The following is a 24,572-nucleotide window of genomic DNA, read 5'->3' on the forward strand; positions in this document are numbered from 1 at the left end:
CCATGCACAAAAGCAGCTCTTGGCGAAAGGCCGCCTCATGCTTAAGGGCTGCGCCTAATCCCTGCATGGAATAACGCAGCGCATTGATCAGGCGGGCCGGGCCGCCTCGACTTTTATACGGTGATTTATGTTGCGTCATGACGCCATGGATAAGTGGGGCGGTTATGTTGTGTCTGGGGCATTGTAAGAGAAAACCGCGCCAGGGCTTGGGCACAAGCACATTAAGCGGCATGAAACAAAGAAGCCCCCGGTTTTACCCGGGGGCTTCTTGCGGCCCTGGCCCGCAAGGGCCCGGCCGCATGACAAAGCAGTGGCTTTGGTTTGGGCTGTGGCGTGCTTAGAAACCGCCCATGCCGCCCATACCACCCATGCCGCCCATGTCGGGCATGGCCGGAGCCGACTTGTCTTCAGCCACTTCAGCCACAGCGGCTTCGGTGGTCAGCAGCAGTGCGGCAACCGACGCTGCGTTTTGCAGGGCAGTGCGGGTAACCTTGGTGGGGTCCAGCACACCTTGCTCAACCAGGTCGCCGTACTCGCCGGTGGCAGCGTTGTAGCCGTAGTTGCCTTCGCCTTTAGCGACGTTGTTGACCACGACGCTGGGCTCTTCGCCGGCGTTGGCAACAATGGTGCGCAGAGGAGCTTCGATCGCGCGCAGAATCAGCTTGACGCCGGCTTCCTGGTCGATGTTGTCGCCCTTGACTTTGGCAATGGCAGCTTTGGCACGGATCAGTGCAACACCGCCGCCAGGAACAATGCCCTCTTCGACGGCTGCGCGGGTGGCGTGCAGGGCGTCTTCAACGCGGGCTTTCTTTTCCTTCATTTCGACTTCGGTGGCTGCGCCGACGCGGATCACCGCAACACCGCCGGCCAGTTTGGCCACGCGCTCTTGCAGTTTTTCGCGGTCGTAGTCGGACGTGGCTTCTTCGATCTGAACGCGAATTTGTTTGACGCGTGCTTCGATCGATTTGCCGTCGCCGGCGCCGTCGATAATGATGGTGTTTTCTTTGCCGACTTCGATGCGCTTGGCTTGGCCCAGCTCTTCGAGCGTGGCGTTTTCAAGCGAACCGCCGGTTTCTTCCGAAATAACCGTGCCGCCGGTAAGAATGGCGATGTCTTCGAGCATGGCTTTGCGGCGGTCGCCGAAGCCAGGAGCCTTGACAGCCGTGGTTTTCAGGATGCCGCGGATGTTGTTGACGACCAGGGTAGCCAGGGCTTCGCCTTCGACGTCTTCAGCCACGATCAGCAGCGGACGGCTGGATTTGGCCACTTGCTCGAGAATGGGCAGCAGGTCGCGGATGTTGCTGACTTTTTTGTCGTAGATCAGAACATACGGATCGTCCAGAACGGAAACTTGCTTGTCCTGGTTGTTGATGAAGTAGGGCGACAGGTAGCCGCGGTCGAATTGCATGCCTTCGACGACGTCCAGTTCGTTGTCCAGCGATTTACCGTCTTCAACGGTAATGACGCCTTCTTTACCCACTTTGTCCATGGCGTCGGCAATGATTTTGCCGATGGATGCATCGCTGTTGGCCGAGATGGAACCGACCTGGGCGATTTCCTTGCTGGTGGTGCAAGGACGCGAGATTTTTTTGAGCTCGTCAACGGCAACGGCAACGGCTTTGTCGATACCGCGCTTGAGGTCCATGGGGTTGATGCCGGCGGCAACGTACTTCAGGCCTTCTTCGACGATGGACTGAGCCAGCACCGTGGCAGTGGTGGTGCCGTCACCGGCGTTGTCCGACGTTTTGGAGGCGACTTCTTTAACCAGCTGAGCGCCGATGTTCTCGAATTTGTCTTTCAGTTCGATCTCTTTGGCAACCGACACGCCGTCTTTGGTGACGGTGGGGGCGCCGAACGAACGCTCGAGCACAACGTTGCGGCCTTTGGGGCCAAGAGTGGTTTTGACGGCGTTTGCCAGGGTGTTGACACCGCGAACGATGCGCGTGCGCGCGTCGTCGCTGAATAGAACTTGCTTAGCAGCCATTGTTGATTCCTTGCTTGATTCGAATTCGGTTCAGATTCGGGGGCAGATTACTGGATGACGGCGAGGATTTCGTCCTCGCGGATGACGAGAAGCTCTTCGCCATCGACCTTGACAGCCTGGCCGGCGTATTTGCCGAACAGAACCTTGTCGCCCGCTTTGACGTCGACCGGCGTTACCTTGCCATCTTCAGCTTTTTTGCCGGGACCAACGGCAATGACTTCGCCCTGATCGGGCTTCTCAGCGGCGCTTTCGGGGATAACGATGCCCGAAGCAGTAGTACGCTCGTTGTCCAGACGTTTGACGATCACGCGATCGTGCAAAGGACGCAGTGCCATGAAGGAACTCCTGTTATCAAAAATGTTGGTATTGGCGACGGGGGCGGCTTGCTAGCACTCTACCCCCTCGAGTGCTAATTATAAGGGCGGTATCAGATACTTCAAGGGCATGGGCGGATTTTTTGTTTATCCCTAAGGTTTGTCGTGCACGGAGTTTCAATCCTGGGAAGGCTTCATAGCATTAGCGCTGCGTTGCTTTTCCAGTAAGCCTTCCAGCGCGCGGCTTACGTGTTCCGGCCATTCGCCCCGATCGATCTCGTGGTAGCCGCCTTGTCCTCCGGTAGCGCTGGAAATCACGACGTCTGGCTCCAGGGTGCCGAGTGTCTCCAGGCTTTTTACATAGCTTTGAAGGTCGCCGCGCCGTGGAAAGAACGCAGTCGCCAATACCTTGTTCTTATTGAAATACAGGGTGTCTCCTGTGAAGAGGTAGCGCTTGCCGTAAGGTGAGTGCACATAGAAGCAGGTGCTTCCCGGGCTGTGGCCGGGCGTGGGAATGACCTCGATATTGCCCAGATGGGTGTCTCGTCGCTCGAACAAAATGGTGGGGCGACGAAATTTCGAAAACTGCTCCAGTTCGTTGACATGGCCGCCTAGCTCAGCGCCGTAGCGCTCGGCAATCATATTCAGGCTCTCGCTGAGTTCGTCGCAATGACTTAGGTACTGACGCGCCACTCCACCCAGTTGCTCCATGTGCTCGATCTCTTCGAGGCGGCTGGTGTTATAGAACAAGACGTTGCCGTCGCCATGCAGTAGTAAATAGGCATGGGTATATACGCCGCTAAAGGGGCTTTCGGCTTCAGTCTCGAACAGGTCCGGTTGAATTTGCTTCATCACGCCTCCTGTACAAGTCATTACAGGCACTTCGAGTCGACAGCCGCCGCTCGATAAGGGTAGTGTAAACGTGGTGATCCCGCGCCCTAATCAATATCCGCGCAAACTGTCTGCAATTTTTGAAGAATGTCGTACAGCCGCACGCGGTCTTCGACGTCGAGCGAGAGCAGCAGGCGGGCGTGGCGCTCGCGTGCCAGGGGAATAACCTTGTCGACGGTCTTTGCTCCCTTGGGCGTAATGTTGCATACGAGCGAGCGATCGCCGCTGTTCATGGGTGAGGTCAGCACCAGGCCTTTTGCGACCAGCTCTTTTACCGTGCGGCTGACCAGGGCTTTGTCGCTGGCGGACACCTCGGCCAACTGTTTCATCGGAATGGTCTTATGGTGCGCCACAGTTGACAGCAAGCGCCATTGCGGCAGGGTCAGGTCGACCGTGCCTGCATAGGTACTGGGAAAGCGCTTCAGGTGCGCCGCGATTCGCACGATCGGCACAGAAAGAAAGTCTTCGACAGTAAGGTTGGACCCGTCGGGTTCAATATGTGCCCAGGGGCAGGTATTAGGGTTGCGTGTCACGACCAACATCAGAAAAAGGGTGGCGCTGCCGGAAAAGCGCGCATTGGTTTGCGCTCTATAACTTTAAATATTTACTCCAATCAAATTGATAAGTCAATAAGGAATGGTGTTAATTGATTTATCAATTTGATCGGCGCACACTCTGCTCATTATCAGTCAAACACCCGTCTCAAAGTGGTCAGTGTTATGAGTAATTCAGCGATACCGGGCGCGCAGCCCCCGCACTTTACCTTGGGCACCGAGCTCCCGCAGGTCAATCACCAGGCCAAGGTTCTGGGTCGGGCGCAGTATGCGGGCGACATCAAGATGCCCGGCATGTTGCACGGCGCCATATTGCGCAGCCCGTATGCCCATGCTCGTATTGTCACCATCGACACTTCGGCGGCGCTGGCGCTGCCGGGCGTCAAGGCGGTGCTGACCGGCAACGATGCGCCTGCCACGCCATGGGGCGGCGGGCCCGCCAAAGAGCGCTACATACTTGCCAAGGGCGTGGTGCGTTTTGCGGGCGAAGAGGTGGCCGCTGTGGCTGCCGTTACCGAAGATATTGCCCGCGACGCGCTGGACTTGATCCGGGTCGAATATGAAGAGCTGCCGGCCTTGCTAACACCAGACCAGGCGCTGGCGCCTGGGGCGCCTACGGTGCACCCGGGCCGTGAAGACAATATCGCTCACGAAATCAAGTTTCACCGAGGTGACGTCGACGCGGCCATGGCATCGGCGCATTACGTCTACGAAGCCACATACAGTACGTCGCCCCAGTATCCGGGTTATCTCGAGCCCATGGTTTCCGTAGCTTCGGTCGAGGCCGACGACCGCTTGCATGTCTGGACCTCCACTCAAACCGTATTTCTGGCGCGTTCGCGCATTGCCAAGGCGCTTGAGCTGCCCATTTCTTCAGTTCGAGTGGTGCAGCAAACCACCGGCGGCGGCTTTGGCGGAAAAATCGTCGAAGATGACAACCAGCTGGTGGCCGGTTTGCTGGCGCTGCACACGCGTCGCCCGGTCCGTCTGCTAAATAACCGCCTTGAAGATTTTTTGTCGTGCTGCAGTAGCGTGCCCGAGCGCATCACGCTCAAGCTGGGCATGAGCCAGGACGGCACCATTGTGGCCAAAGACGTAAAAATCATTGCCGACTGCGGAGCTTACTCGGGGCTGGCGGGCGAGGTCATGCACGTCTCCGCCATGCGCAGCGACAATATGTTCCGCACGCCGAACGTGCGCTGCGATGCAGTGCTTACGCATACGCACACGCCGCCCCATGGGGCGTTTCGCGGGTTCGGGGGTTCGCAAATGTTGTTCGCCTTGAACAGCCATATCGATACCATGGCGCGCAAACTGAACCTCGACCCCATCGACATCCACAAGCGCAATGCAATCGAAGCGGGCGACACCTCGGTTCATGGCTGGAAAATCCAAAGCACGGGCTTCAAGCAGTGCATCGACAATGCAACCCAGGCACTTGACTGGGCAGGCAAGCGTGCGGCCCCGCGCGGCAGCGGTGTTCGGCGCCGGGGCGTGGGTATGGCTGCCGCCATGCACGTATGTGGCAACCGCACAATGGGCAACTGGGACGGCTCCACCGTCACGCTTACCATCAACGAAGACGGCGGCGTCGTTGCCCGTAGCGGGGAATGCGACATGGGGCAGGGCGCCATGACGATGGTCACCCAGATTATTGCCAACGAGCTGAAGGTGCCGATGTCGCAGGTGCGCTTGCTTGCCCCGGACACCGACAGCGCACCCTATGCGCTGGGGTCGTTTGCCTCGCGCGTCACCATGTCGGCGGGTAATGCGGCCATACGTGCAGGCCAGGCCGCCAAGGCCAAGTTGTTTGCCGTGGCGGCGCAGCTGGCGCAGGCGTCGCCCGACGACATGGAGCTTGCCGACAACGGGGGCGTTCAAGTGCGGGGCACCGACAAACGCTTCAGCCTGGCCGAACTGGCCCGTGCCCATGTCTGGCGCCACGGCGGCGAGGCCTTGCAGGTCAGCGAAACCTGGGACCCACAAACTCAAGAGCCCGATGCCGATCTGTATGGCAACTGTGCACCTACCCATTCATTTTCTGCTCAGGCCGTCGAGGTCGAGGTAGACACCGAAACCGGTCAGGTCACCGTGCTGGACAGCTTCCTTTCCGATGATCTGGGCCGGGCGCTGAACCTGGCTGCCGTGCATGGCCAGGCCAACGGCGGGGTCGCTCAGGCCATAGGCTGGGCCTTGTACGAACACTTGCAACTGGAAGACGGCCGTATCGCCAACGGTAATTTCGCCGACTACACCATGGCCACGGCTGAGTCCCTGCCGATGTTGCGCGGCGGGTTCGTCGAGTCGATGGACCCGGTGGGCCCATACGGGGCCAAGGCGGCCAGCGAAACCCCGATATTGATGGGGGCGCCGGCCATTGCCAACGCGGTGTACGACGCGGTGGGCATACGTATCACCGACCTGCCCATTACGCCCGAGAAAGTGCTGGCTGCCCTGCGCGCCAAACAAGAAGGAGGCGCCAACCATGCGTAGTTTCGAATATTTTGAGCCGACCTCAATCGAAGAGGCCGGCCGCCTGCTCGCCGATCTGCAAGACGAGGAAGTGCGGCTGATTGCGGGCGGGACGGCGCTAGTGCTTACCATGCGTCAGCGTATGGTGCAGCCCTCGCATCTGGTTTCCCTTGCAAAAATCCAGCGCTTGCACGGTATTGATTTTGACGGGCAAAAAGGCCTGCGCATCGGTGCCATGACGCGACATGCCGACCTGGCAGCGTCGCCCCTGGTTCAGCAGTATTTTCCGATGCTGGCAAGCATGGCGGCGCGTGTGGCCAACCCACAGGTGCGCAACCAGGGAACCCTGGGTGGCAACCTGTGTTATGGCGACCCTTCCACCGACCCCCCCACCTGTTTGCTGGCGCTCGAGGCGCAAGTGGTGCTGGCGGGCCCCCGTGGCGAACGCAGCTTGCCTCTGGAGGCATTCATTGTCGATTACTTTGAAACCGCTCTCGAACCCGACGAGATCCTGATCGAGATTCGCGTGCCGACTCTGCCGTCTGGCACCTCGGGCGTGTACAACCGATTTTTGCGCACGGCGGCCGAGCATCGGCCCCTGGTCAGTGTCGCGCTGGTCGCCAAGCGCGACGGGGCCCAGTGCCACGACGCGCGGCTGGCCGTGGGGGCGTCGGTTCCCATTCCTTTGCGCGTTCAGCGTGCCGAAGCCTTGCTGCGCGGCCGGGTTGTCGATGCGGCTGTGGCGCTTGAGGCAGCCGATCGGGTTGCCGCCGACATTGAAACCTTGTCCGACTCACGTGGCAGCGCCGAGTTTCGGCGCGATATGGTGCGAGCGGTGGTCCGACGCACGATTTGCGAATTATTTGAACTTTCCATCGACGAAGGGGTGTCGGCATGAGCTCGCATCGTATCGAATGCACTGTCAACGGCCAGGCGCACAGCCTGGAAGTACCCACCGGTCGCCTGCTTTCCGACTTCCTGCGCGACGACCTGCAGCTTACCGGCACCAAACGGGGATGCGAAACAGGCGTTTGCGGGGCTTGTTCAATCTTGCTTGACGGCGACGTGGTCAAGTCGTGTCTGCTTCTGGCGGTACAGGTCAACGGACGCGCCATCACCACCATCGAAGGCCTGGCTCAGGGCGACACGCTTCACCCCTTGCAGAAAAGCTTCATGCAGTGCGGCGGCTTGCAATGCGGCTACTGCACCCCGGGCATGATCATGGCCTCGTGTGACCTGCTCAAGAACAATGCCCAGCCCACCATACAAGAAGTGCAACGCGGCCTGTCGGGCAACTTATGCCGCTGTACGGGCTACACCCAGATCGTCGAGTCCGTTTTGCACGCTGCAGAAGAAATGAACCATGGAAATTGAAAAGACACTGGTGGTTTCGGCACCCCGGACTCAGGTGTGGGCCATGCTCATGGACCCGCATGTCATGACCGGCGCCGTGCCGGGCATGCAATCCATCGACGTGATCAGCCCCACCGAATACGCCGCGCTGATGAAAGTGAAAATCTCGTTCATCAGTGCCAAGTTCAAGCTTCGTACGAATATTGTTGAACAGCGCGAGCCCGAGTATTTGCGCGCCGAAGGCACGGGGGAAGACGCCTCGGTGGCCAGTTCGCTTAAACAGACCAGCGAAATATTTCTCAGTGAAACGCCTGACGGCGGCACTGAATTGCGCATCAAGGTCAATGTCGATCTACTCGGACGCCTGGGCACTTTTGGTCTGTCCGTCATGAAGACCAAGGCCGATCGCATGTGGGACGAGTTCGGCAAGAACCTGGCCCAGCGTATTGAAGGGGGGGCGGAGTCCGAGCCGGCCGAGACGTCGGCCAAGGCCGGTGCCGACGAAACGGCAGTAGAACACGCCAGAGTCTCCGTCTCGGCTGCTGCAGCTGCGACAAGACCTCAGCCCGGGCAGCCGGCGCATCGTGCCACGGCCGCCGCTGATACCCCTGCCTACGACGAGGGTCGGTTGACAGGCTGGTTCTCGCGCTTGCTGGCACCCACCCGCGCATCGAGCAGCCGCGTGGCGGCGCCGGCTTCATCAGTGATTCGTGTAGAAGTGCGTCAAAAAGACCGTACGGTTTCGATCGAGTGGCCGGTAGAAGCTGCCGGCCAGTGCCAGGAATGGTTGCGCGAACTACTAGCCCAGCCAAAGTAAAACAAGATCATTTTAGGAGACAGCTATGTTTGAACAGAAGAAAATAGGCGGTGCCCTGCGACTGTTAAGCGGGGCATTGATCGCAGGCCTGTTTGGCGCTGCGGCCCATGCCGCAGAGATTAAAGTGGGCGTTATTGTGCCCTTGTCCGGCCCGGTTGCCGCCCAGGGCCTGAGCACGGTCGAAGGCATCAAGGCGGGCGTTCAGTATCAAGACACCGTCAACGGTCATCAGCTCAAGGTGCTGCAGCTTGACGATGCGTCCAATCCTTCGCTGACCACCCGCAATGCGCGCAAGCTGATCGAGCAGGACAACGTCGATGTGCTGATCGGTACCAGCAGCGTACCGGGTGCCATGGCGCTGGCCACCGTCTCGCGCGAGGGCAAGACGCCTCTGGTTTCGTTTACGCCCATCGAACTCAAGGACGAAGCAGCGGCCTGGGCGGTTACCACCACTCAGTCGGGTCACACCATGGTGTCGGCGGTGGTTGATGAAATGAAGCGCAATGGCGTAAAAACCGTGGGCTACATCGGGTTCGCCGATGCCTGGGGGGACGTGGCCTATGCGGCTTTGCAACAGTACGCCAAAGAAGCCGGCATCGAGGTGGTGGCCAACGAGCGTTACGCCCGTGCCGATAATTCGGTGGCCGCCCAAGTGCTGAAAGTCATGGCCGCCAAGCCTGATGCCGTCCTGGGCGGTGGGGCCGGTACACCGGGCGCTCTGCCGTACATCGGCCTGCACGAGCGTGGCTACAAGGGCGCCATTTACGGCACCCATGCCATTCTTAGCCCCGAGTTCGTGAAGCTGGTGGGCGAAGCCGGCGAAGGCCTGCTCGTGCCGACGGGTCCGGCACTGGTTGGTGAGCAGCTTCCCGCCGACAACCCCAGCAAGGAAATCGTTGGAAAGTACGCCAAGGCCTACGAGGCGGTGCACAACGAAGCCCCTTACGACGTGTTCTCGGCTTATGCCTTTGATGCGTGGCTGGTGGTAACGGAAGCGGCCAAGCGCGTGCCTGAAAGCATTCAGCCGGGCACCCCCGAGTATCGCGAGGCCCTGCGCGATGCGATCAAATCGACCAAGAACCTGGCCGCAACCGAAGGCGTATTTACATACTCGCCCAATACGGCTTACGGCGTGGACAAAAGTTCGGTTGTGATCGTCAAGCTCGATAAGGGCAAGTGGGTACTGCAGTAAACCCGCCGCTCTTTCAATCCGCACATCACCTGGGGTGAACGCCACCCCCTGCAGGCCCTGCAGCAAGTGCAGGGCCTGCAAAACCCTTTTATCAACCAACCAGACAGAACGCTGACGGATGGATTCAACAATTGCAATGATATTGCTGGCGGATGGCTTGGCCTGGTCGGCGATCTATCTGATTATCGGGCTAGGGCTCGTACTGATTTTCTCGGTCACGAGAGTCATTTTTGTACCCTTCGGCAGCATTGCGGTGTTCTCGGCCCTAAGCCTCGGGGCCATGGAATCGGGGCGCCTGCCTGCCATGATCAATCTCATTGGCTTGTTCATGGTGTTGGCGGTGCTGATGGAGCTCAACCGCATCCGGCAGGACAAGGCTTGGCGGCGTGTGCCGCGTATGCTGCTGGGCTGGGTGGTGGCCCCTTTGCTTCCTTGTGCACTGGCTGTTTGGGCCACCGGCCAGGATTCCGGCGCATTGCGCGTGGCGGCGGCCATTTTGCTGGCTGTGCCCCTGGGCCCGCTGATCGAGCGCGTAGCGTTACGGCCTATCGCCCAGGCCTCGGTGCTGAGCCTGCTTATCGTCTCGTTGGTGCTTGACCTGGTCCTGGCAGGGTTGGGGCTGCTTTGGTTCGGCCCCGAAGGTCTGCGCACCAACGCCGCCATCGACGGCTCAGTAGCCCTGTCATCCAGTCTGGTCGTCAATTACCAGACACTCATGACCATAGGTGTGGCCGTGGTATTGGCCGTGTTGTTCTACCTGGGCTTGCAGCGCACGCGCGTGGGCAAGGTATTGCACGCTACCGCGTCCAATCCTACCGGCGCCAGGCTGGTGGGCATCCGCCCGGCGTTCACGGCCACCATTGCGCACATTATTGCGGCCTTGCTGGCCGGCGTGGTGGGTGTGCTGGTTTCGCCGGTGGCCACCGTTTACTACGACAGTGGGCTCATCCTTACCCTCAAAGCCTTTGTGGCGGCGATTATCGGGGGCATGGTCAGCTACCCCCTTACGGCGTTGGGCGCATTGCTGGTCGGCGTGGCGGAAAGTTACGCGGCGTTCTGGAATAGCGGTTTGAAGGACGCCATTGTGTTCGGTTTATTGATTCCAATACTCGTGATCCGTTCGAGCTTGTCGGCGCATCACGAAGAACAAGAGAGTGAAGAATGAAGCGTCGCGCGTGGACATTCGCAGTGCCGCTGCTTTTGCTGGTGCTGATCGCCGTGGTGCCGAAAGTGCTCGGCAGCTTTCATATTGCCCTGCTTAACGACATAGGCATTGCCGCATTGGTGGTGTTCGGCCTGGTCCTGGTGTCGGGTGTGGGGGGGGTGTTGTCTTTCGGGCAGGCCGCTTTTGTGGGCATTGCCGCTTATTCAACGGCATGGCTTACCACCACGCAGGGCTTGTCGCCGTGGGCGGGATTGCTGATGGGGCTGTTGCTGACCTGCGGCAGTGCTTGGGTGGTGGGCGCCATCACCATGCGCCTGGGCGGCCATTACCTGGCGCTAAGCACCATCGCCTGGGGGCTGGCCGTGCCGCTGGTTTTTGCCAATAGCCCAGCCTTGGGCAGCCATACCGGCATCGACGGCGTCCCGGCCATTCAGTTGGGTTCCTGGGTGCTGAACCAGTCACAGAGTATTTTTGTTCTGATCTGGCTGCTGGTGCTGGCCGGAGGGTGGTTCGCCTATAACTTGCTGGGAGCACGTGTCGGGCGCACCATCCGCGCCCTGCGCGGCGGCAAAGTGCTGATGGCCAGCTTTGGCGCTGACGCATTTCGGCTGCGCCTGACGTTGTTTGTCCTGGCGTCGGCCTACGCGACCGTAGCGGGCTGGCTGTATGCCCACACCAATCGCTTCGTCAGCCATACGCCGTTTTCCCTGCATGCCAGCATCGACTATGTGTTCATGATGGTGCTGGGCGGCATGTCTCAGCTAAGCAGCGCTTTGCTTGGCTCAGCCTTGTACATTGGTATCAACAACCAGTTGCAGGACATTCTGCCTCTCTTTACCAATCGAGGGGCGCAGGTCAACTCGCTGGTCTTCGCCGTGCTGTTTCTGTTGATCCTGCTGCGCATGCCCGGCGGGCTGGGACGCCCGCTTGCTCGCCTTGTCGAGCGAGTTCGCCCGTTGCGCAATCCGGTCTCATTGCCAGAGCCTGCCTCCAGTCTGCCTCGAAGAAACATGCCCGAGCCGGGCAGTCTCATCCTGAGCGCCCAGAACGCCACCAAGCGTTTCGGGGGGCTGGTGGCGGTCAATGGCGTCAGCTTTGAAGTCCGGGCCGGCGAAATTCTGGGCCTGATCGGCCCGAACGGCGCAGGTAAATCAACCATGTTCAATCTGCTTACCGGCACTTTGCCGCTAAGCGACGGCAAGGTGCAGTTTTTGGGCCAACCGCTTGCCGGCCTGTCGCAACGAGATATCGCGCTTCGCGGCGTGGCTCGTACGTTTCAGCACGTGAAGCTGCGACCGCGCATGACCGTGCTTGAAAACGTGGCGCTGGGTGCGCATGCCCGAGGTCGATGCGGCTTGTGGCGCGGCGGCCTAAGCCTTGATCACGCCGAAGAGACGCAGATCATGGCTGAAGCCATGGCGCAGATCAAGCGGGTGGGGCTGACCGAGCATGCATACGAGCTTGCTGGCAGCCTTCCGCTTGGAACACAGCGGCTTGTCGAGATAGCGCGCTCACTGGCTGCAGACCCGGTGCTGCTTATGCTGGACGAGCCTGCAGCGGGGCTGCGTCTGTTCGAGAAGCAGGCCTTGTCGCAATTGCTGGACAACCTGCGTATCGAAGGCGTCACGGTGTTGATCGTGGAACACGATATGGAGTTTGTCATGAGTCTGGTCGACCGCCTGGTGGTCATGAACTTCGGCAGCAAGATCTTTGAGGGCAAGCCCGCCGAGGCTCGCGCCGATGCTCAGGTCCAACAAGCGTATTTGGGAGGCGACGCATGAGTGCATTGCTGGAAGTCGAAGACCTGCATGTGGCCTATGGTCAGGTCGAAGCGGTGCGAGGCGTGTCTTTTTCCTTGCAAGAAGGCCATATCAGTTCGGTCATCGGCCCTAACGGCGCGGGCAAGACCACGCTGCTTGCTGCGTTGATGGGGCTGCTGCAGCCTGTTGAAGGCCGCATATGTTTTGATGGTGTGGATATCACCCGTCTTGATGTCGAAACCCGGCTTGAGATGGGGCTTTGTCTGGTGCCCGAGCAGCGTGAACTGTTTGGCGACATGTCGGTGCTCGACAATCTGGTCCTGGGGGGCTATTCAAGAAAACTGTCGAAGGCAGAGCTAAAGCGCAAGCTGGACGAAACCTATGGCCGCTTTCCCCGCTTGGCCGAGCGGCGTGATCAGCGCGCCGACACGCTTTCGGGGGGCGAGCGCCAGATGCTGGCCCTTGGTCGCGCCATGATGAGCCAGCCGCGCCTGCTGATGCTGGATGAACCCAGCCTGGGCCTGGCTCCCCTCATCGTGCAAGAAATATTGACCGAAATAGGCCAGTTGCGTCATCGCGGGCTGTCGGTGTTGCTGGTCGAGCAAAATGCTCGGGCGGCCTTGAAGGTATCTTCCGAAGGGCATGTTCTTGAAGGCGGCTGCATTACGCTTGGCGGGCCTGCCGACCAACTGATCAACGACGAGCGTGTGCGGCGGGCATATCTGGGCGGAGCCTGACGCCTAGGGCCTGGGCCCCGCCGTCATCAGTCTGGTCGAAATGTCCTGGGCCGCCTGCTGTAATACCGGCAGGTGTTTCTCGGCGATTTCACCGACCGTGGCCACGGAATGCATCCAGGTCAGGTTGACAATAGCCACCACTTCTTCGCCCGCCCAGATGGGAACCGCAATCGAGTCGCGCCGGTCGTCCCATTCGCGGCGCGATTTAGCGAAGTGGCCGCCAAAATCCCTGACGCGCGTGCCGTACCCCAGCTTGCGCGTTTCTTTGAGCAATGCTTCTACTTCTCGGGGCTGTCTGGCCAGGTCGTTGCCCGGTTCGCTGCTTACCCTCAAGCGCTGTAGTACGGCCTGGCGTTCGGCATCGCTGCAGAACGCCAGGTAGGCTCGCCCGGTTGCCGATCTCAGCATGTTTACACGAAACCCGATTGGCCCCAGAGGGATATGCGAGAAATATGATTTGGGGCTGTTGGTCTCAATAACCTCCAGGTAGTCGAGCCGCGGCACGGCCAGAATCGACGGCCAGTTCACCTTTTGGCATAAGCGCCCCAATATGGGTGAAGCGGTCTCGACCAGGAAATGCTCGTCATTGATCTGTGCCAGGCGCGGCCGATAAATGTGGCTGGCCATGAACGCGCCGTCGGCCAGGCGTTGCCAGACCAGGCCCCGACTTTCCAGGGTGGCAAGTATGCGAGTAAGCGTGGCCTTGGGCAGACCAGTGGCCAGGTACAGGTCGTGCAGGCTGGCGTTGCGAAACTCATGCAGCGTTTGCAGCACTTCCAGTCCGCGGTCCAGGGCTCGGATGGTTTTTACTTTGTATTCGCGCATAGGCTTCAGATTTCACCCAGTGAAAACTGTGTAATTGATGCTAGCACTGCAGCGGGCCTTGAGCAACACTGGATCGCAAGACCAGAACTCCAGGAGACCGGGCATGAGCTTTTCTCACGCCGATGTGGAAAACATCATCAAGCTGCTTGATGCGTCGCACTTTGACGAGCTGCTGCTCGAGGTCGACGGGGTCAAGCTGCAGTTGCGCCGCAATGGCGCGGGTTCGGCTCAGATGTCAGGCGCTTCGCAGGCTTTGGGCAGTGCTTCGGCGACGCCGTCTGTTGCCCAGGTCGGGCAACCCGCAAGTGCAATCGGGGCGGCCGGGGCGGCCGTCGCCCCGGAAGCAGTGCAAGCCGAATCGTCGCATGACACCAGCCTGCTCGAGGTTCGCGCGCCCATGCTGGGCACGTTCTATCGCTGCCCCAAACCTGGCGCCGAGCCTTTTGTTTCGGTGGGCAGCCGGGTCGACGAGAACACGGTAGTGGGCATTATCGAAGTGATGAAGCTCATGAATTCCACTGCGGCAGGCGTTCAAGGCGAAATTGTCGAGATCCTGGTCAACGACGGCGATCTGGTTGAGTATGATCAGCCGTTGATGCGGGTTCGTGCTTAAAGGGCCGCCATGCCGAATCAAGACAAAGTGGCTTCCGTCCATCCGAACGCCGCAGCTTGGGCGAATGCAAAGCAAAATACCCAGGTCGTGTCCGGGGGCGAGCCCATTCAGCGGGTACTGGTAGCCAATCGGGGCGAGATCGCCGTGCGCATATTGCGCACGCTAAAGCACCTGGGCCTTGAATCGGTTCTGGCGGTTTCCAAGGCCGATCGCAACTCGCTCGGTGCACGCATGGCCGATCGTAGCGTTTGCATAGGGCCTGCGCGGGCCACCGACAGCTACCTGCAAATCGGTACTCTTGTTCAGGCGGCCTTGGGCACGAGGGCGCATGCCATCCACCCGGGCTACGGGTTTTTATCCGAAAGGGCTGAATTTGCCCAGGCCTGCGAAGACAATCAAATTATTTTCATCGGTCCAACCGCCCAACAGATTCACCGCGTGGGCGACAAGCTCGAGGCGCGCCGCATTGCCCAGGCCGCTCAGGTGCCTGTTACGCCCGGTGGGCCTGTACAGGGTCTGGACGAGGCGCTGGCCATGGCCGAGCGCATCGGCTTCCCGGTGCTGATCAAAGCCGTCGGTGGCGGCGGCGGAAGGGGGCTTAAGCGCGCCGACACCCCGCAGCAGCTGGCCGGGCTGTTCGAGCTGGCCGGCGCAGAAGCCCTGGCTGCCTTTGGCGACGGGCGCGTATATATCGAATGCTTCGTGAGACAAGGCCGGCACGTCGAGGTTCAGGTGCTGGGCGACGGAACGCGGGTCATACATTTGGGTGACCGCGATTGTTCCGTGCAACGGCGCTACCAGAAGCTGATCGAAGAGGCGCCGGCGCCCGGACTGCCCGACAAGCTGCGCGCCGACTTGCGCCAGGCGGCTGTGCGCTTTGCCGAATCTATTGCATATCGCGGTGCGGGTACTGTCGAGTTCCTGGTCGACGTCATACGCGGTGAGTTCTACTTTCTGGAAATGAATGCGCGCATTCAGGTCGAACACCCGGTTACCGAACTGGTTACCGGCATCGACCTGGTTGAACAGCAATTGAATATTGCCCAGGGGCGGCGGCTGGCCTTTACACAAGACGATATCCGCATTCAAGGCCATGCCATCGAGTGCCGCATCAATGCCGAAGACCCCGATCGCGATTTTGCACCCTCGCCGGGGCGTGTCCTAGAGGCGTATTTTCCGGCAGGGCAGGGCGTGCGCGTTGATACTCACATTGAAGCAGGGGCCACTATTTCACCGTTTTACGACTCCATGATGGGCAAGGTCATGGCTGTGGGCGCCAACCGCGACCAGGCGCGCACCCGGCTTTTGCAGGCCTTGGCTCAAACCCGTCTTACCGGCATCACAACCAATATTGCGTTGCATCAAACCGTGCTCGAAACCCCCGAGTTTGTGCGGGGCGAGGTCGACACTGGTTTCCTGGGTCGTTATCTGGCCAAAGAGTTTGACGCCGGCGTGCAGGAGAACCCATGAAGAACGGCACCATGCAATTTATCGACACTTCGGTCCGAGACGGAAACCAAAGCCTGTGGGCGGCAACGGGCCTGCGCACGGGCATGATGCTGCCCATCGCACCCGTCATGGATCAGGTGGGCTACCACTCTATTGATTTCAGCACCAGCACCCACATGGCGGTTACCGTGCGCTTTCACAAAGAGGATCCCTGGGAGCGCCTGCGCCTGATGAAGGCAAGCCTGAAACGCACCTCGCTTACTTTTCTGTCGACCGGCATGCGGTTCATCTCTTGGGAAACCGCCCACCCCGAGCTCATGGCGCTTTCGTACAAGCTGCTTGTCAATAACGGCATCGAACGCTTCATGGTGATGGACCCCATGAACAACACGCAGGCCGTCATTGACAACTGCCAGGCCATACACAAGGCGGGCGCTTCGGAAATCGTGGGTGCTTTGGTGTATACGGTCAGCCCCATACATAACGACGCATTCTTTTCCGTCATGGCCGAGCAGCTGGCCGCCCAGCCCTTTATCGACCGCATCTACCTGAAAGACCCCGGCGGCCTGCTGACGGTCGATCGTGCCCGTACGCTCTTGCCGGCCATTCGGCAGGCCGCAGGCAACAAGCCTTTCGAGCTGCATTCGCACTGCACCATTGGGCTGGCGCCCTTTACCTATGCCGAGGCGCACGAGCTTGGCGTGGATGCGCTGCATACCGCTGCGCGCCCCTTGGGTAACGGAACCAGCCAGCCGACGGTCGAAAGCGTCGTCAATAACCTGCAAAGTCGCGGTGTGGCGCACAGCCTCGATATGGATGCGCAGGCGCAGGTCAGTGCCTGGTTCGAACAGCTGGCGCGCGCCGAAGGCCTGCCGGTGGGCGTGCCGCAAGAATACGACGAGCGGTATTTTTCGCATCAGTTGCCCGGCGGAATGATCGGCACCATGCAGCGTCAGTTACGTGAAATCCGTCAGCAGCACCGCCTGCCCGAGGTTTACGAAGAGGTAGTGCGCGTGCGAGCGGAACTGGGCTACCCCATAATGGTTACGCCGTTCTCGCAGGTGGTGGGCACCATGGCTGTCATGAATGTGCTGGCCCCTCAACGTTACGTCAACGTACCCGATGAAGTCATTCGCTACGTCACCGGTCGCTTTGGCACGCCGCCGGGTCAGGTCGACCCGAATGTGCGCGATCGCATCGAGCAAATGCCGCGCACGCGCGAGCTCCTTTCGCAATCTTCCATGCCCGGCGTGGCCGAGCTGCGCAAGCGTTTCAGTGTCAATATCTCAGACGAAGAGTTCTTGCTGCGTGCCGTCATGCCGGCCGAACAGGTCGATGCCATGGTTGCATCAGGCCCTTGCCGTCGCAGCTATAACCCTGCTGCAGCCCCGGTCGAGACATTAATCAAAGAGCTTTCCAAGCGCCCTGACATCACCCACGCGCGTGTCGAGCGCGAGGGTTTCAAGATCGATCTGCGCAGCAATACCTGCCCCACACAAGGAACGGCATGAGCCACCCCGTATCGTCCCGCAGCCTGGAAGGCGTGCGCGGATTCATTTTCGACATCGACGGCACGCTTGCCCTGGCCGACCGTAACCTCAACGGCTATCAGCCCTTGCCGGGCGCCATTGAGATCATTCAGCTGCTTGTCCGGCGCGAAACGCCATTTGTGGCGTTTACCAACGGTTCAACCAAAACGCCCCTGCAGTTGTCGCAGGCCCTGCAAAGTGCAGGCTTGAACATAAGGGATGACCAGGCGCTTACCCCGCCGGCAGCGGCGGTGTCGCTGTTCAAAAGCCGCGGGTATAACAAGGTGCTGGCGCTGGGCGTCGAAGGCGTGTGGCGCCCGCTGGCCGAAGCGGGGTTCGAGGTTGTGTTGTCGCCCGAGCGGGCGGACGACGCCGATGCCGTCTTCATAGGCTGGTATCCCGAGTTTCGTCTGGCCGATCTCGAAGCTGCGTCGCGGGCGGTCTGGAACGGCGCGGGCTTGTACACAGTGTCCACCGCCCCGTTTCTGGCCAGCCGCGAAGGCCGCACACTGGGCATTTCAGGGGCTCTTACAGCGGCCGTCGCCAGCGTAACGGGCGTAGCGGCCGTCATCGTGGGCAAGCCCGCTGCCGCGGCTTTTGATGTTGCGCGCGGCATGTTGGGCGTGCCCGCGCAACAGATCGCCATCGTGGGCGATGACCCCACCCTGGAAAATGCCATGGCGCACCAGGGTGGAGCCATTTCGGTGGGCGTGCATACGGGGCTGGCAAGCGCGGCTGATTTTGCCGGCCTGCCCGAAACGTTGCAGCCGCATTATTCATTGTCCGGCGTTAATGAACTGCTGGACCTCATTCGTTAAAGGCCGTCCTATTAATTAAAGCCAGGCGTTGTGTCAAAGGGTTAACAAAAGACCTGGCACAAAATACATAAGCAGGAGACAAAACATGCAGAACAAACCAAAGGTGCTTTTGATTTGTACCAAAGACACCAAAGAAGTCGAGGCCCGGTATGTGCGCGAGGCGCTCGAACAACACGGCGTTGACGTCATACACATGGATCCAAGCATCCGCAGCGTCGTCGAGCCCCTTGCCGAGATTCCGCCCGAGCAAGTGGCCGCCGCCGGGGGCATGACGCTGCACCAGGTTCGCGACCTGCGTCACGAGGGCAAATGCCAGGCGGTCATGATCGAAGGCGCCGTCAAGGTTGCACACGAGCTGCACCAGCGTACGCCTCTGGGCGGCATCATAGCGCTGGGCGGCTCCATGGGCAGCACGCTGGGCGGTGCCGTCATGAAGACCTTTCCTTATGGCATGCCCAAGGTATTGGTGTCGACCATGGCGTCGGGTTTTACGCGGCCGTTCGTCGGGGCAAAAGACATCACCATGTTCAACCCCATTACCGATATTGCCGGCCTCAACACCATCACCAGGGCGGTATTCCGCAACGCGGCCATAGCGGTGGCGGCCATGGCCAAAGAGTACGCCCCCTATCAGCGTGAACCCCGGCCTGTTATTGCCATGGGTACCTTGGGCACCATCGACCGTTGCACGGTACGGGTGCGAAAAAAGCTCGAAGAAAAAGGCTACGAAGTGCTGGTGTTCCACACCCTGGGAACCGGCGGAATGGCGCTGGACGAATTCGTGTCCGAGCGCGATGTGGCGGCGGTGATCGAAACCTCGCTCAATGAGCACAACGACTTTCTGAACAACGGCATTACCAGCGCCGGCCCTGACCGCTCGAAGGCGGCCCTTAAAAAAGGGGTGCCGGTGGTATTTGCCCCCGGCAATGCCGATTTCATGGTGTCCGGGCCCATCGAAATGGCGCGTCAGCAGTTTCCGGGCAAGCGTTATCACCTGCATAACGCTGCCTTGACCGCCGTGCGCACCGAGGCCGAAGAGCTTGATAAGCTGGCCAGGCACTTGGCCGGCCTGGTTGCCGAGGCCCAGGGGCCCGTTTCGGTACTGGTGCCGCTAAAAGGGTTTTCGAACCACGACAGCCCCGAAGGGCACCTGCATGACCCTTCGCTATGCCCGGTTTTTTATGATGGGGTTAAGTCTAATATGCCGCCATTTGTAAATGTGGCAAATTTCAACTGTCACTTGAATGACGAGCAGTTCGCAGATGCGCTGGTCGACGAGGTACTCAAGCTTATCGCCCAGCGCCAGGCCGCTACCAGCCAGGCTTAGGGTTAATGCGTTGCAGGGGTTCAAGCAATTGGAACCCTGTTGCATCATCAGCATGCCCAAAGCCAGGGGCGGAATTCGGCATGTTTATATAAATCTAGCGCCCTGAAAAACAACGGAGACTAACTGTATGACGCTTTCCAAATGGACTTCCACTCTGGCGGTTACGCTTGGCCTCTCGGTCGGGCTGGCTGCACCGTCTTTTGCCGAAAAGGCGCCCGATGTCATTCGTATCGGCTATGCCCTGGCCAAAAGCGGCCCTAACGCCCCCGGTGCCGACACGACCGTGCGGCCGAACTACGAGATGTGGGTAAAAGAGGTCAACGATGCCGGCGGCCTGATGCTTAGCGCCTACGGCAAGCGCGTGCCCATCGAAGTCATCCAATACGACGACCGCTCCAGCACCGAAGAGGCGGTACGCGCGGTCGAGCGTCTTATCACTCAGGACAAGGTCGATCTGGTGCTTCCACCCTGGGGCACTGCCACCAACCTGGCAGTAGCTCCGTTGTTCATGAAGCACGGCTACCCGCAGATCAGTGGCACCAACCTTACCGACAAGGCCGATCAGTTTGCAAAGCGCTGGCCCACCCAGTTCTTCCTGCTGGGTAATGCCACCGCCTATGCTGAAACCCTCATGCAAGTGCTCGATGCTGCTCGCAAAGACGGCAAAATCAACGACAAAATCGCCATGATCTCCGTCGCAGACGGGTTTGGGGTCGACAACTCGGCAGCCGCCCGCAAGGCAGCCAAAGAGCACGGCTTCAACCTGGTCATCGATAAAACCTACCCCGTCGGCACCGCCGACCTTTCATCCTTGCTCAACGAGGTCAAAAGCTCGGGTGCCGACACCTTCGTTGCCTGGTCGTATCCGCCCGACACCGTTCTTATTACCGATCAGGCTCGCGTCACCGGCCTGAACCCCAAAGTGTTCTACACAGGTGTGGGCACGCAGTTTCCGTTCTTCCTGGGCAAGTATGGCGCCGAAGCCATCGAAGGCCAAATGAGCCTGGGCGGTATCGACGGCAACTCGAAGCTGGTCAAAGACTACCGCGCCCGTCACAAAGAGATCACTGGTCGAGACGCCGACTACTGGGGTAGCCAGGCTAATTACGCCGGTCTGCAAATGTTGCAACAAGCCATCGAGCGTGTAGGCAAGATCGATCGCGAGGCCATCACCAAAGAACTCCAGTCGGGCACGTTCGACACGGTTGTGGGGCCGGTCAAACTCGAGAATAATCAGCTCAAGGGGCTGTTCTTGGTCGGCCAATGGCAAAACGGTGTCTTCCAAGGCATCGGGCCCAAAGACCACGAAGGCGCCCAGCCCGCCATCATTCCCAAACCCGCCTGGAAATAACTCTTCTGTCCAGAGCCTTCGTCCAACAGCCCACGTCGTTGAACGAAGGCTGATTCGTTGTGGCTGAAGCAGGTGGGCGGTGCCCCAATTGCTTCAACAGGGGAAAAGCATGCTTGTTGTTGAGCTGACGTTGTCTGCCCTGACCTTGGGCGGGCTGTACGCGCTTATCGCCATGGGGCTAACCCTGCAGTATGGGGTGGCCCGCATCATGAACCTTTCGCATGGCGAGTTCATGGTGGGCGCAGCGTTTCTGTCGTACTGGCTGGTTACCAGCCAAGGGGTGCATCCCCTGTACGCGCTGGCCATTGCGCTGCCCATTGGGTTTGTGCTGCAGTGGCTGGTGTACCAAATATTGCTTACGCCGCTGGTCAAGCGTTCGCCCAATGCCGGCGCACTTGAAGTCGACAGTATTCTGGCCACCTTCGGCATTTTGTTTGTCGTGCAGGGCATCATTCTGGTGATTTTCGGGGGCGAATACTACAGCTACGATTTTCTTACTGTACCCGTGCACGTTCTGGGTGCCACGGTTGCCGCGAACCGTCTGCTGGCCGCCGCTACGGCTGTGATCATCGGGTTGCTGGTGTATTTTGTGCTGGTGCGTTCGCGTTGGGGCGCAGCGCTGCGCGCCATGGCCAATGCGCCGCAATTCGCGCATCTGGTCGGCATCAACCCGCGCGCCATGGCGGCCTTTGCCTTTGCCCTAGGCGGTGCGCTGGTGGCCGGTGCAGGTGTGCTTATCAGCATGTTCCTCAGCTTCAGCGCCTCGATGGGGGTGGCCTTTACCATGAAGGCCCTGGTCATTGTCATTATGGGGGGCGTGGGTAATTTGCTGGGCTGCCTCATCGCAGGCATGTTGCTGGGCATCGTTGAAACCCTGGTGGCGCGTTTTGTCGACCCTGGGTTAACCATGGCCGCCACGTTTTCCATCTTCCTGTTGGTGCTGCTGATTCGGCCCCAAGGTATTTTCGGGAGGGCCACACGATGAAACCCGCCAACCTTGCATCCGCCGGTTTTGTCCTGGTGTCGTTGACCCTGCTGGTGGTGGCCGCCTTGCCCTTCTTCGTGCAAAGCGATTACTTCATCGCCTACACCATCAACGTCTTGCAATACGGGGTTCTGGCCACCGCCTGGACCTTGTTTTCGGGCCCGACACGCTATATTTCACTGGCCACCACCGCTTTCTTCGGCATTGGCGCTTATACCGTGGCGGTGCTCTCCGAAGCCTTGCCCTGGGCGGCCGTGCTGGGTGTGGCCGGTGTCATTGGTGTCGTGCTGGCGCTTATTGTGGGCTTGTCTACCTTGCGATTGTCGGGCGTGCATTTTGTTATTTTTACCTTTGGTCTGGCCGAGCTCATACGTCAGCTGGTCACCTGGTACGAGGTCAATATCACGCGCGTCATCGGGCGGTATATCTTTCTTGACATCACCCAGCGTCAAATCTATTGGCAGTTGCTGGTGCTGCTGGCGCTGGCCCTGTTTACGGGCTGGCTGATCAAACGCTCGCGCCTGGGCCTGGCCTTGCGCGTCATCGGCGAAGACGAACTCGTGGCCCGCCACCTGGGCATCAACACCACCCGGGCCAAGGTCATGCTGTTCGTCATCAGCTCCACGTTCATGACCCTGGTGGGTGCCGTCATGGCGCCTCGCTGGACCTACATCGACCCGACCATTGTGTTCAACCCCATTGTGTCGTTCCAGGTGCTGATCATGTCCCTGCTGGGTGGCGTGGGTCATTTGCTTGGGCCATTGGCGGGGGTCATACCGCTTACCGCTTTGTTCGAGGTATTGTCGGCCAGGTTCCCCAATCATTTCTCCATCCTGCTGGGCACGGCCTTCCTGGTCATTGTGTATCTCGTACCCAATGGGGTCGTCGAGGCCTTGCGCAAGTGGCTGCGGCCCCGTCGTGGCGAAAAGAAGCAAGAGGCTCCTGTATGACACTGCTCAAAGTCCAGAACCTGCGTAAATCGTTCGGTGGCTTGCGCGCCGTCGACGGCCTCAGTTTCCAGGTTGCGCAGGGCGAAGTCATGGGGCTGCTTGGCCCCAACGGTTCGGGCAAGACCACGGCCATGAACCTTATTTCGGGCGCCTTGCGGGCCGATTCAGGCAGTGTCCTATTAGGGGCCGATCAGCTTGTCGGCCTGCCTTCGTACAAAATTGCGCGTTTGGGTGTCGCCCGTACCTTTCAACTGGTGCGGGTGTTGGGCGGCATGACCTGCTCTGAAAACGTGCAGGCCGGCATGGCCTTTCGCCGCGACCACAGTTTTGGCCAGGCAGCCCAAAAAGAAGCGTTGCAGCTGCTCGAGCTGGTCGGCCTGCGCTACCTTGCTGACACCCCTGCCGGCGACATGACCTACATCGATCAGAAACGGCTCGAACTGGCGCGTGCGCTGGCGCTCAAGCCCAGGCTGCTGTTACTGGACGAATGGCTGGCGGGGCTCAACCCTACCGAATTGCAAGTGGGCATCGAACTCATCCGTAGTTTGCGGGCTTCGGGGCTTACCATCATTTTGGTCGAACATGTCATGGATGCGGTGCGTGCCTTGTGTGATCGCTGCGTCGTCATGCTGGCAGGCGCCAAACTGGCCGAAGGCCCCACCGAACAAGTGTTGTCCCAACAGGACGTCATTTCTGCTTATCTTGGGGTGCCTTATGCTTGAAGTCAGCCAACTGTCGGTTCGCTACGGCAAACACCAGGCGCTCGATAATGTCGCGCTGCGGGTCGATAAAGGCGAGATGGTCGTTATTCTGGGGGCAAACGGAGCCGGCAAGTCTTCGATGTTGAAGGCGCTGGGCGGCATGGTCAAACCCTTGCCGGGGGGGCGGGCGCAACTCGAACAGGTCGACCTGCTGGCCTTGCCGCCGCATCGGCTGGTCGAGCATGGTCTGGCGCTGGTGCCCGAAGGGCGCGGGGTGTTTGTTGACCTGACCGTGCGTGACAATCTCAAGCTGGGTGCGCTTAACAAGCACGCCCGCAACCTCGAAGAGCAGAATCTGGCCCATGTCATCGAGCTTTTCCCTCGCTTGGGCGAGCGTCTGGGCCAGCGTGTGGGCACCATGAGCGGCGGCGAACAGCAAATGGTGGCGGTAGGGCGCGCCATCATGTCGGCGCCCAAGGTGTTGCTGCTCGACGAGCCCTCGCTGGGTTTGTCGCCACTTATGTGCCAAGAGCTGTTTCGCGCCATCGAGCAGGTGCGTAAATTGGGCATGGGCATATTAATGGTCGAACAAAACGCCAACCTTAGCCTTGCCATTGCCGATCGCGGCTACCTTATTGAAACCGGTCGTATTGTCGGCGAAGGTACGGCAGCGCAATTGCGCGAAGACCCTGCCGTGCAAAGGGCTTATTTGGGGGCTGTCTGACACGGCTAAGTGCAATGTTGAAAATTGCAGGGTCGCGCCGTGTGGCGCGCTGCGCATGGCC

General features: G+C 59.9%; 23 protein-coding genes and 1 pseudogene. 18 read left to right on the plus strand and 6 right to left on the minus strand.

The window, feature by feature from the left end; genetic code table 11:
• The 5 genes and pseudogenes from VL003_RS11095 to VL003_RS11115 all read right to left on the minus strand — a co-directional run.
• Window positions 1-139, minus strand: a pseudogene (locus VL003_RS11095) (diacylglycerol kinase); the annotation flags it as partial.
• Window positions 140-337: 198 nt separating this feature from the next.
• A complete protein-coding gene (gene groL / locus VL003_RS11100; protein WP_325442443.1) occupies window positions 338-1,984 on the minus strand; it encodes a chaperonin GroEL in 1,647 nt (548 codons plus the stop codon).
• Window positions 1,985-2,031: 47 nt separating this feature from the next.
• Window positions 2,032-2,319, minus strand: a complete 288-nt coding sequence (locus VL003_RS11105; protein WP_017522627.1) for a co-chaperone GroES — start codon at window positions 2,317-2,319, stop codon at window positions 2,032-2,034.
• Between the two features lie 156 nt (window positions 2,320-2,475).
• Window positions 2,476-3,150, minus strand: coding sequence for an MBL fold metallo-hydrolase (locus VL003_RS11110; RefSeq protein WP_325442448.1), 675 nt, complete (start codon window positions 3,148-3,150; stop codon window positions 2,476-2,478).
• 86 nt (window positions 3,151-3,236) lie between these two features.
• Entirely contained in the window at window positions 3,237-3,722 is a 486-nt protein-coding gene (locus VL003_RS11115; RefSeq protein WP_325442450.1) for a MarR family winged helix-turn-helix transcriptional regulator, read from the minus strand.
• 186 nt (window positions 3,723-3,908) lie between these two features.
• Here VL003_RS11115 and VL003_RS11120 point away from each other — a divergent pair, with 186 nt between their 5' ends.
• The 8 genes from VL003_RS11120 (at window position 3,909) to VL003_RS11155 (ending at window position 13,239) form a co-directional block, all read left to right on the plus strand.
• Window positions 3,909-6,236 carry a xanthine dehydrogenase family protein molybdopterin-binding subunit gene (locus tag VL003_RS11120; protein ID WP_325442452.1) on the plus strand — a complete coding sequence of 776 codons (2,328 nt, stop codon included), beginning with the start codon at window positions 3,909-3,911 and terminating at the stop codon, window positions 6,234-6,236.
• Complete coding sequence (locus tag VL003_RS11125) at window positions 6,229-7,113, plus strand: FAD binding domain-containing protein (protein WP_325442454.1); 885 nt, start codon at window positions 6,229-6,231, stop codon at window positions 7,111-7,113. The genes VL003_RS11120 and VL003_RS11125 overlap by 8 nt, the downstream gene beginning before the upstream one ends.
• Entirely contained in the window at window positions 7,110-7,589 is a 480-nt protein-coding gene (locus tag VL003_RS11130) for a (2Fe-2S)-binding protein (RefSeq protein WP_325442456.1), read from the plus strand. Before VL003_RS11125 ends, VL003_RS11130 begins: the two co-directional genes overlap by 4 nt.
• Window positions 7,579-8,385 (plus strand): SRPBCC family protein, encoded by an 807-nt coding sequence (locus tag VL003_RS11135; protein WP_325442458.1) that lies wholly within the window; start codon window positions 7,579-7,581, stop codon window positions 8,383-8,385. The genes VL003_RS11130 and VL003_RS11135 overlap by 11 nt, the downstream gene beginning before the upstream one ends.
• Before the next feature lie 25 nt (window positions 8,386-8,410).
• Window positions 8,411-9,577 carry an ABC transporter substrate-binding protein gene (locus VL003_RS11140; RefSeq protein ID WP_325442460.1) on the plus strand — a complete coding sequence of 389 codons (1,167 nt, stop codon included), beginning with the start codon at window positions 8,411-8,413 and terminating at the stop codon, window positions 9,575-9,577.
• A 136-nt stretch (window positions 9,578-9,713) separates the two neighbouring features.
• Window positions 9,714-10,742: a branched-chain amino acid ABC transporter permease gene (locus tag VL003_RS11145; protein WP_325442462.1), complete on the plus strand. Its 1,029-nt coding sequence runs from the start codon at window positions 9,714-9,716 to the stop codon at window positions 10,740-10,742.
• Window positions 10,739-12,523, plus strand: a complete 1,785-nt coding sequence (locus VL003_RS11150; RefSeq protein WP_325442464.1) for a branched-chain amino acid ABC transporter ATP-binding protein/permease — start codon at window positions 10,739-10,741, stop codon at window positions 12,521-12,523. The genes VL003_RS11145 and VL003_RS11150 overlap by 4 nt, the downstream gene beginning before the upstream one ends.
• Window positions 12,520-13,239 carry an ABC transporter ATP-binding protein gene (locus VL003_RS11155; RefSeq protein ID WP_325442466.1) on the plus strand — a complete coding sequence of 240 codons (720 nt, stop codon included), beginning with the start codon at window positions 12,520-12,522 and terminating at the stop codon, window positions 13,237-13,239. Before VL003_RS11150 ends, VL003_RS11155 begins: the two co-directional genes overlap by 4 nt.
• A 3-nt stretch (window positions 13,240-13,242) precedes the next feature.
• Here the strand turns inward: VL003_RS11155 and VL003_RS11160 are convergent, their stop codons facing one another.
• On the minus strand, window positions 13,243-14,064 hold the full coding sequence (locus tag VL003_RS11160; RefSeq protein WP_325442468.1) for a helix-turn-helix domain-containing protein: 822 nt from the start codon (window positions 14,062-14,064) through the stop codon (window positions 13,243-13,245).
• 103 nt (window positions 14,065-14,167) lie between these two features.
• On the opposite strand from VL003_RS11160, the gene accB reads away from it, so the two are divergent.
• From accB to VL003_RS11210, 10 genes are all read left to right on the plus strand, one after another.
• The gene (accB, locus tag VL003_RS11165; RefSeq protein ID WP_325442470.1) at window positions 14,168-14,677 is read left to right on the plus strand and encodes an acetyl-CoA carboxylase biotin carboxyl carrier protein; all 510 of its coding nucleotides are present in this window, start codon (window positions 14,168-14,170) and stop codon (window positions 14,675-14,677) included.
• A 9-nt stretch (window positions 14,678-14,686) separates the two neighbouring features.
• On the plus strand, window positions 14,687-16,147 hold the full coding sequence (locus tag VL003_RS11170; protein ID WP_325442472.1) for an acetyl-CoA carboxylase biotin carboxylase subunit: 1,461 nt from the start codon (window positions 14,687-14,689) through the stop codon (window positions 16,145-16,147).
• Window positions 16,144-17,637, plus strand: a complete 1,494-nt coding sequence (locus VL003_RS11175) for a hypothetical protein (protein ID WP_325442474.1) — start codon at window positions 16,144-16,146, stop codon at window positions 17,635-17,637. Before VL003_RS11170 ends, VL003_RS11175 begins: the two co-directional genes overlap by 4 nt.
• Complete coding sequence (locus VL003_RS11180; RefSeq protein WP_325442476.1) at window positions 17,634-18,473, plus strand: HAD-IIA family hydrolase; 840 nt, start codon at window positions 17,634-17,636, stop codon at window positions 18,471-18,473. The genes VL003_RS11175 and VL003_RS11180 overlap by 4 nt, the downstream gene beginning before the upstream one ends.
• Window positions 18,474-18,558: 85 nt before the next feature.
• Window positions 18,559-19,800 (plus strand): Tm-1-like ATP-binding domain-containing protein, encoded by a 1,242-nt coding sequence (locus tag VL003_RS11185; RefSeq protein WP_325442478.1) that lies wholly within the window; start codon window positions 18,559-18,561, stop codon window positions 19,798-19,800.
• Between the two features lie 127 nt (window positions 19,801-19,927).
• Window positions 19,928-21,151: an amino acid ABC transporter substrate-binding protein gene (locus tag VL003_RS11190; protein ID WP_325442480.1), complete on the plus strand. Its 1,224-nt coding sequence runs from the start codon at window positions 19,928-19,930 to the stop codon at window positions 21,149-21,151.
• 109 nt (window positions 21,152-21,260) lie between these two features.
• Window positions 21,261-22,136, plus strand: a complete 876-nt coding sequence (locus VL003_RS11195) for a branched-chain amino acid ABC transporter permease (protein ID WP_325442482.1) — start codon at window positions 21,261-21,263, stop codon at window positions 22,134-22,136.
• Window positions 22,133-23,086, plus strand: a complete 954-nt coding sequence (locus VL003_RS11200; protein ID WP_325442484.1) for a branched-chain amino acid ABC transporter permease — start codon at window positions 22,133-22,135, stop codon at window positions 23,084-23,086. The genes VL003_RS11195 and VL003_RS11200 overlap by 4 nt, the downstream gene beginning before the upstream one ends.
• Entirely contained in the window at window positions 23,083-23,808 is a 726-nt protein-coding gene (locus VL003_RS11205) for an ABC transporter ATP-binding protein (RefSeq protein ID WP_325442486.1), read from the plus strand. Before VL003_RS11200 ends, VL003_RS11205 begins: the two co-directional genes overlap by 4 nt.
• The gene (locus VL003_RS11210; protein ID WP_325442488.1) at window positions 23,801-24,511 is read left to right on the plus strand and encodes an ABC transporter ATP-binding protein; all 711 of its coding nucleotides are present in this window, start codon (window positions 23,801-23,803) and stop codon (window positions 24,509-24,511) included. The genes VL003_RS11205 and VL003_RS11210 overlap by 8 nt, the downstream gene beginning before the upstream one ends.
• Window positions 24,512-24,572: the final 61 nt, after the last annotated feature.

This window comes from Pusillimonas sp., from assembly GCF_035515275.1.
GTDB lineage: Bacteria > Pseudomonadota > Gammaproteobacteria > Burkholderiales > Burkholderiaceae_B > Pusillimonas.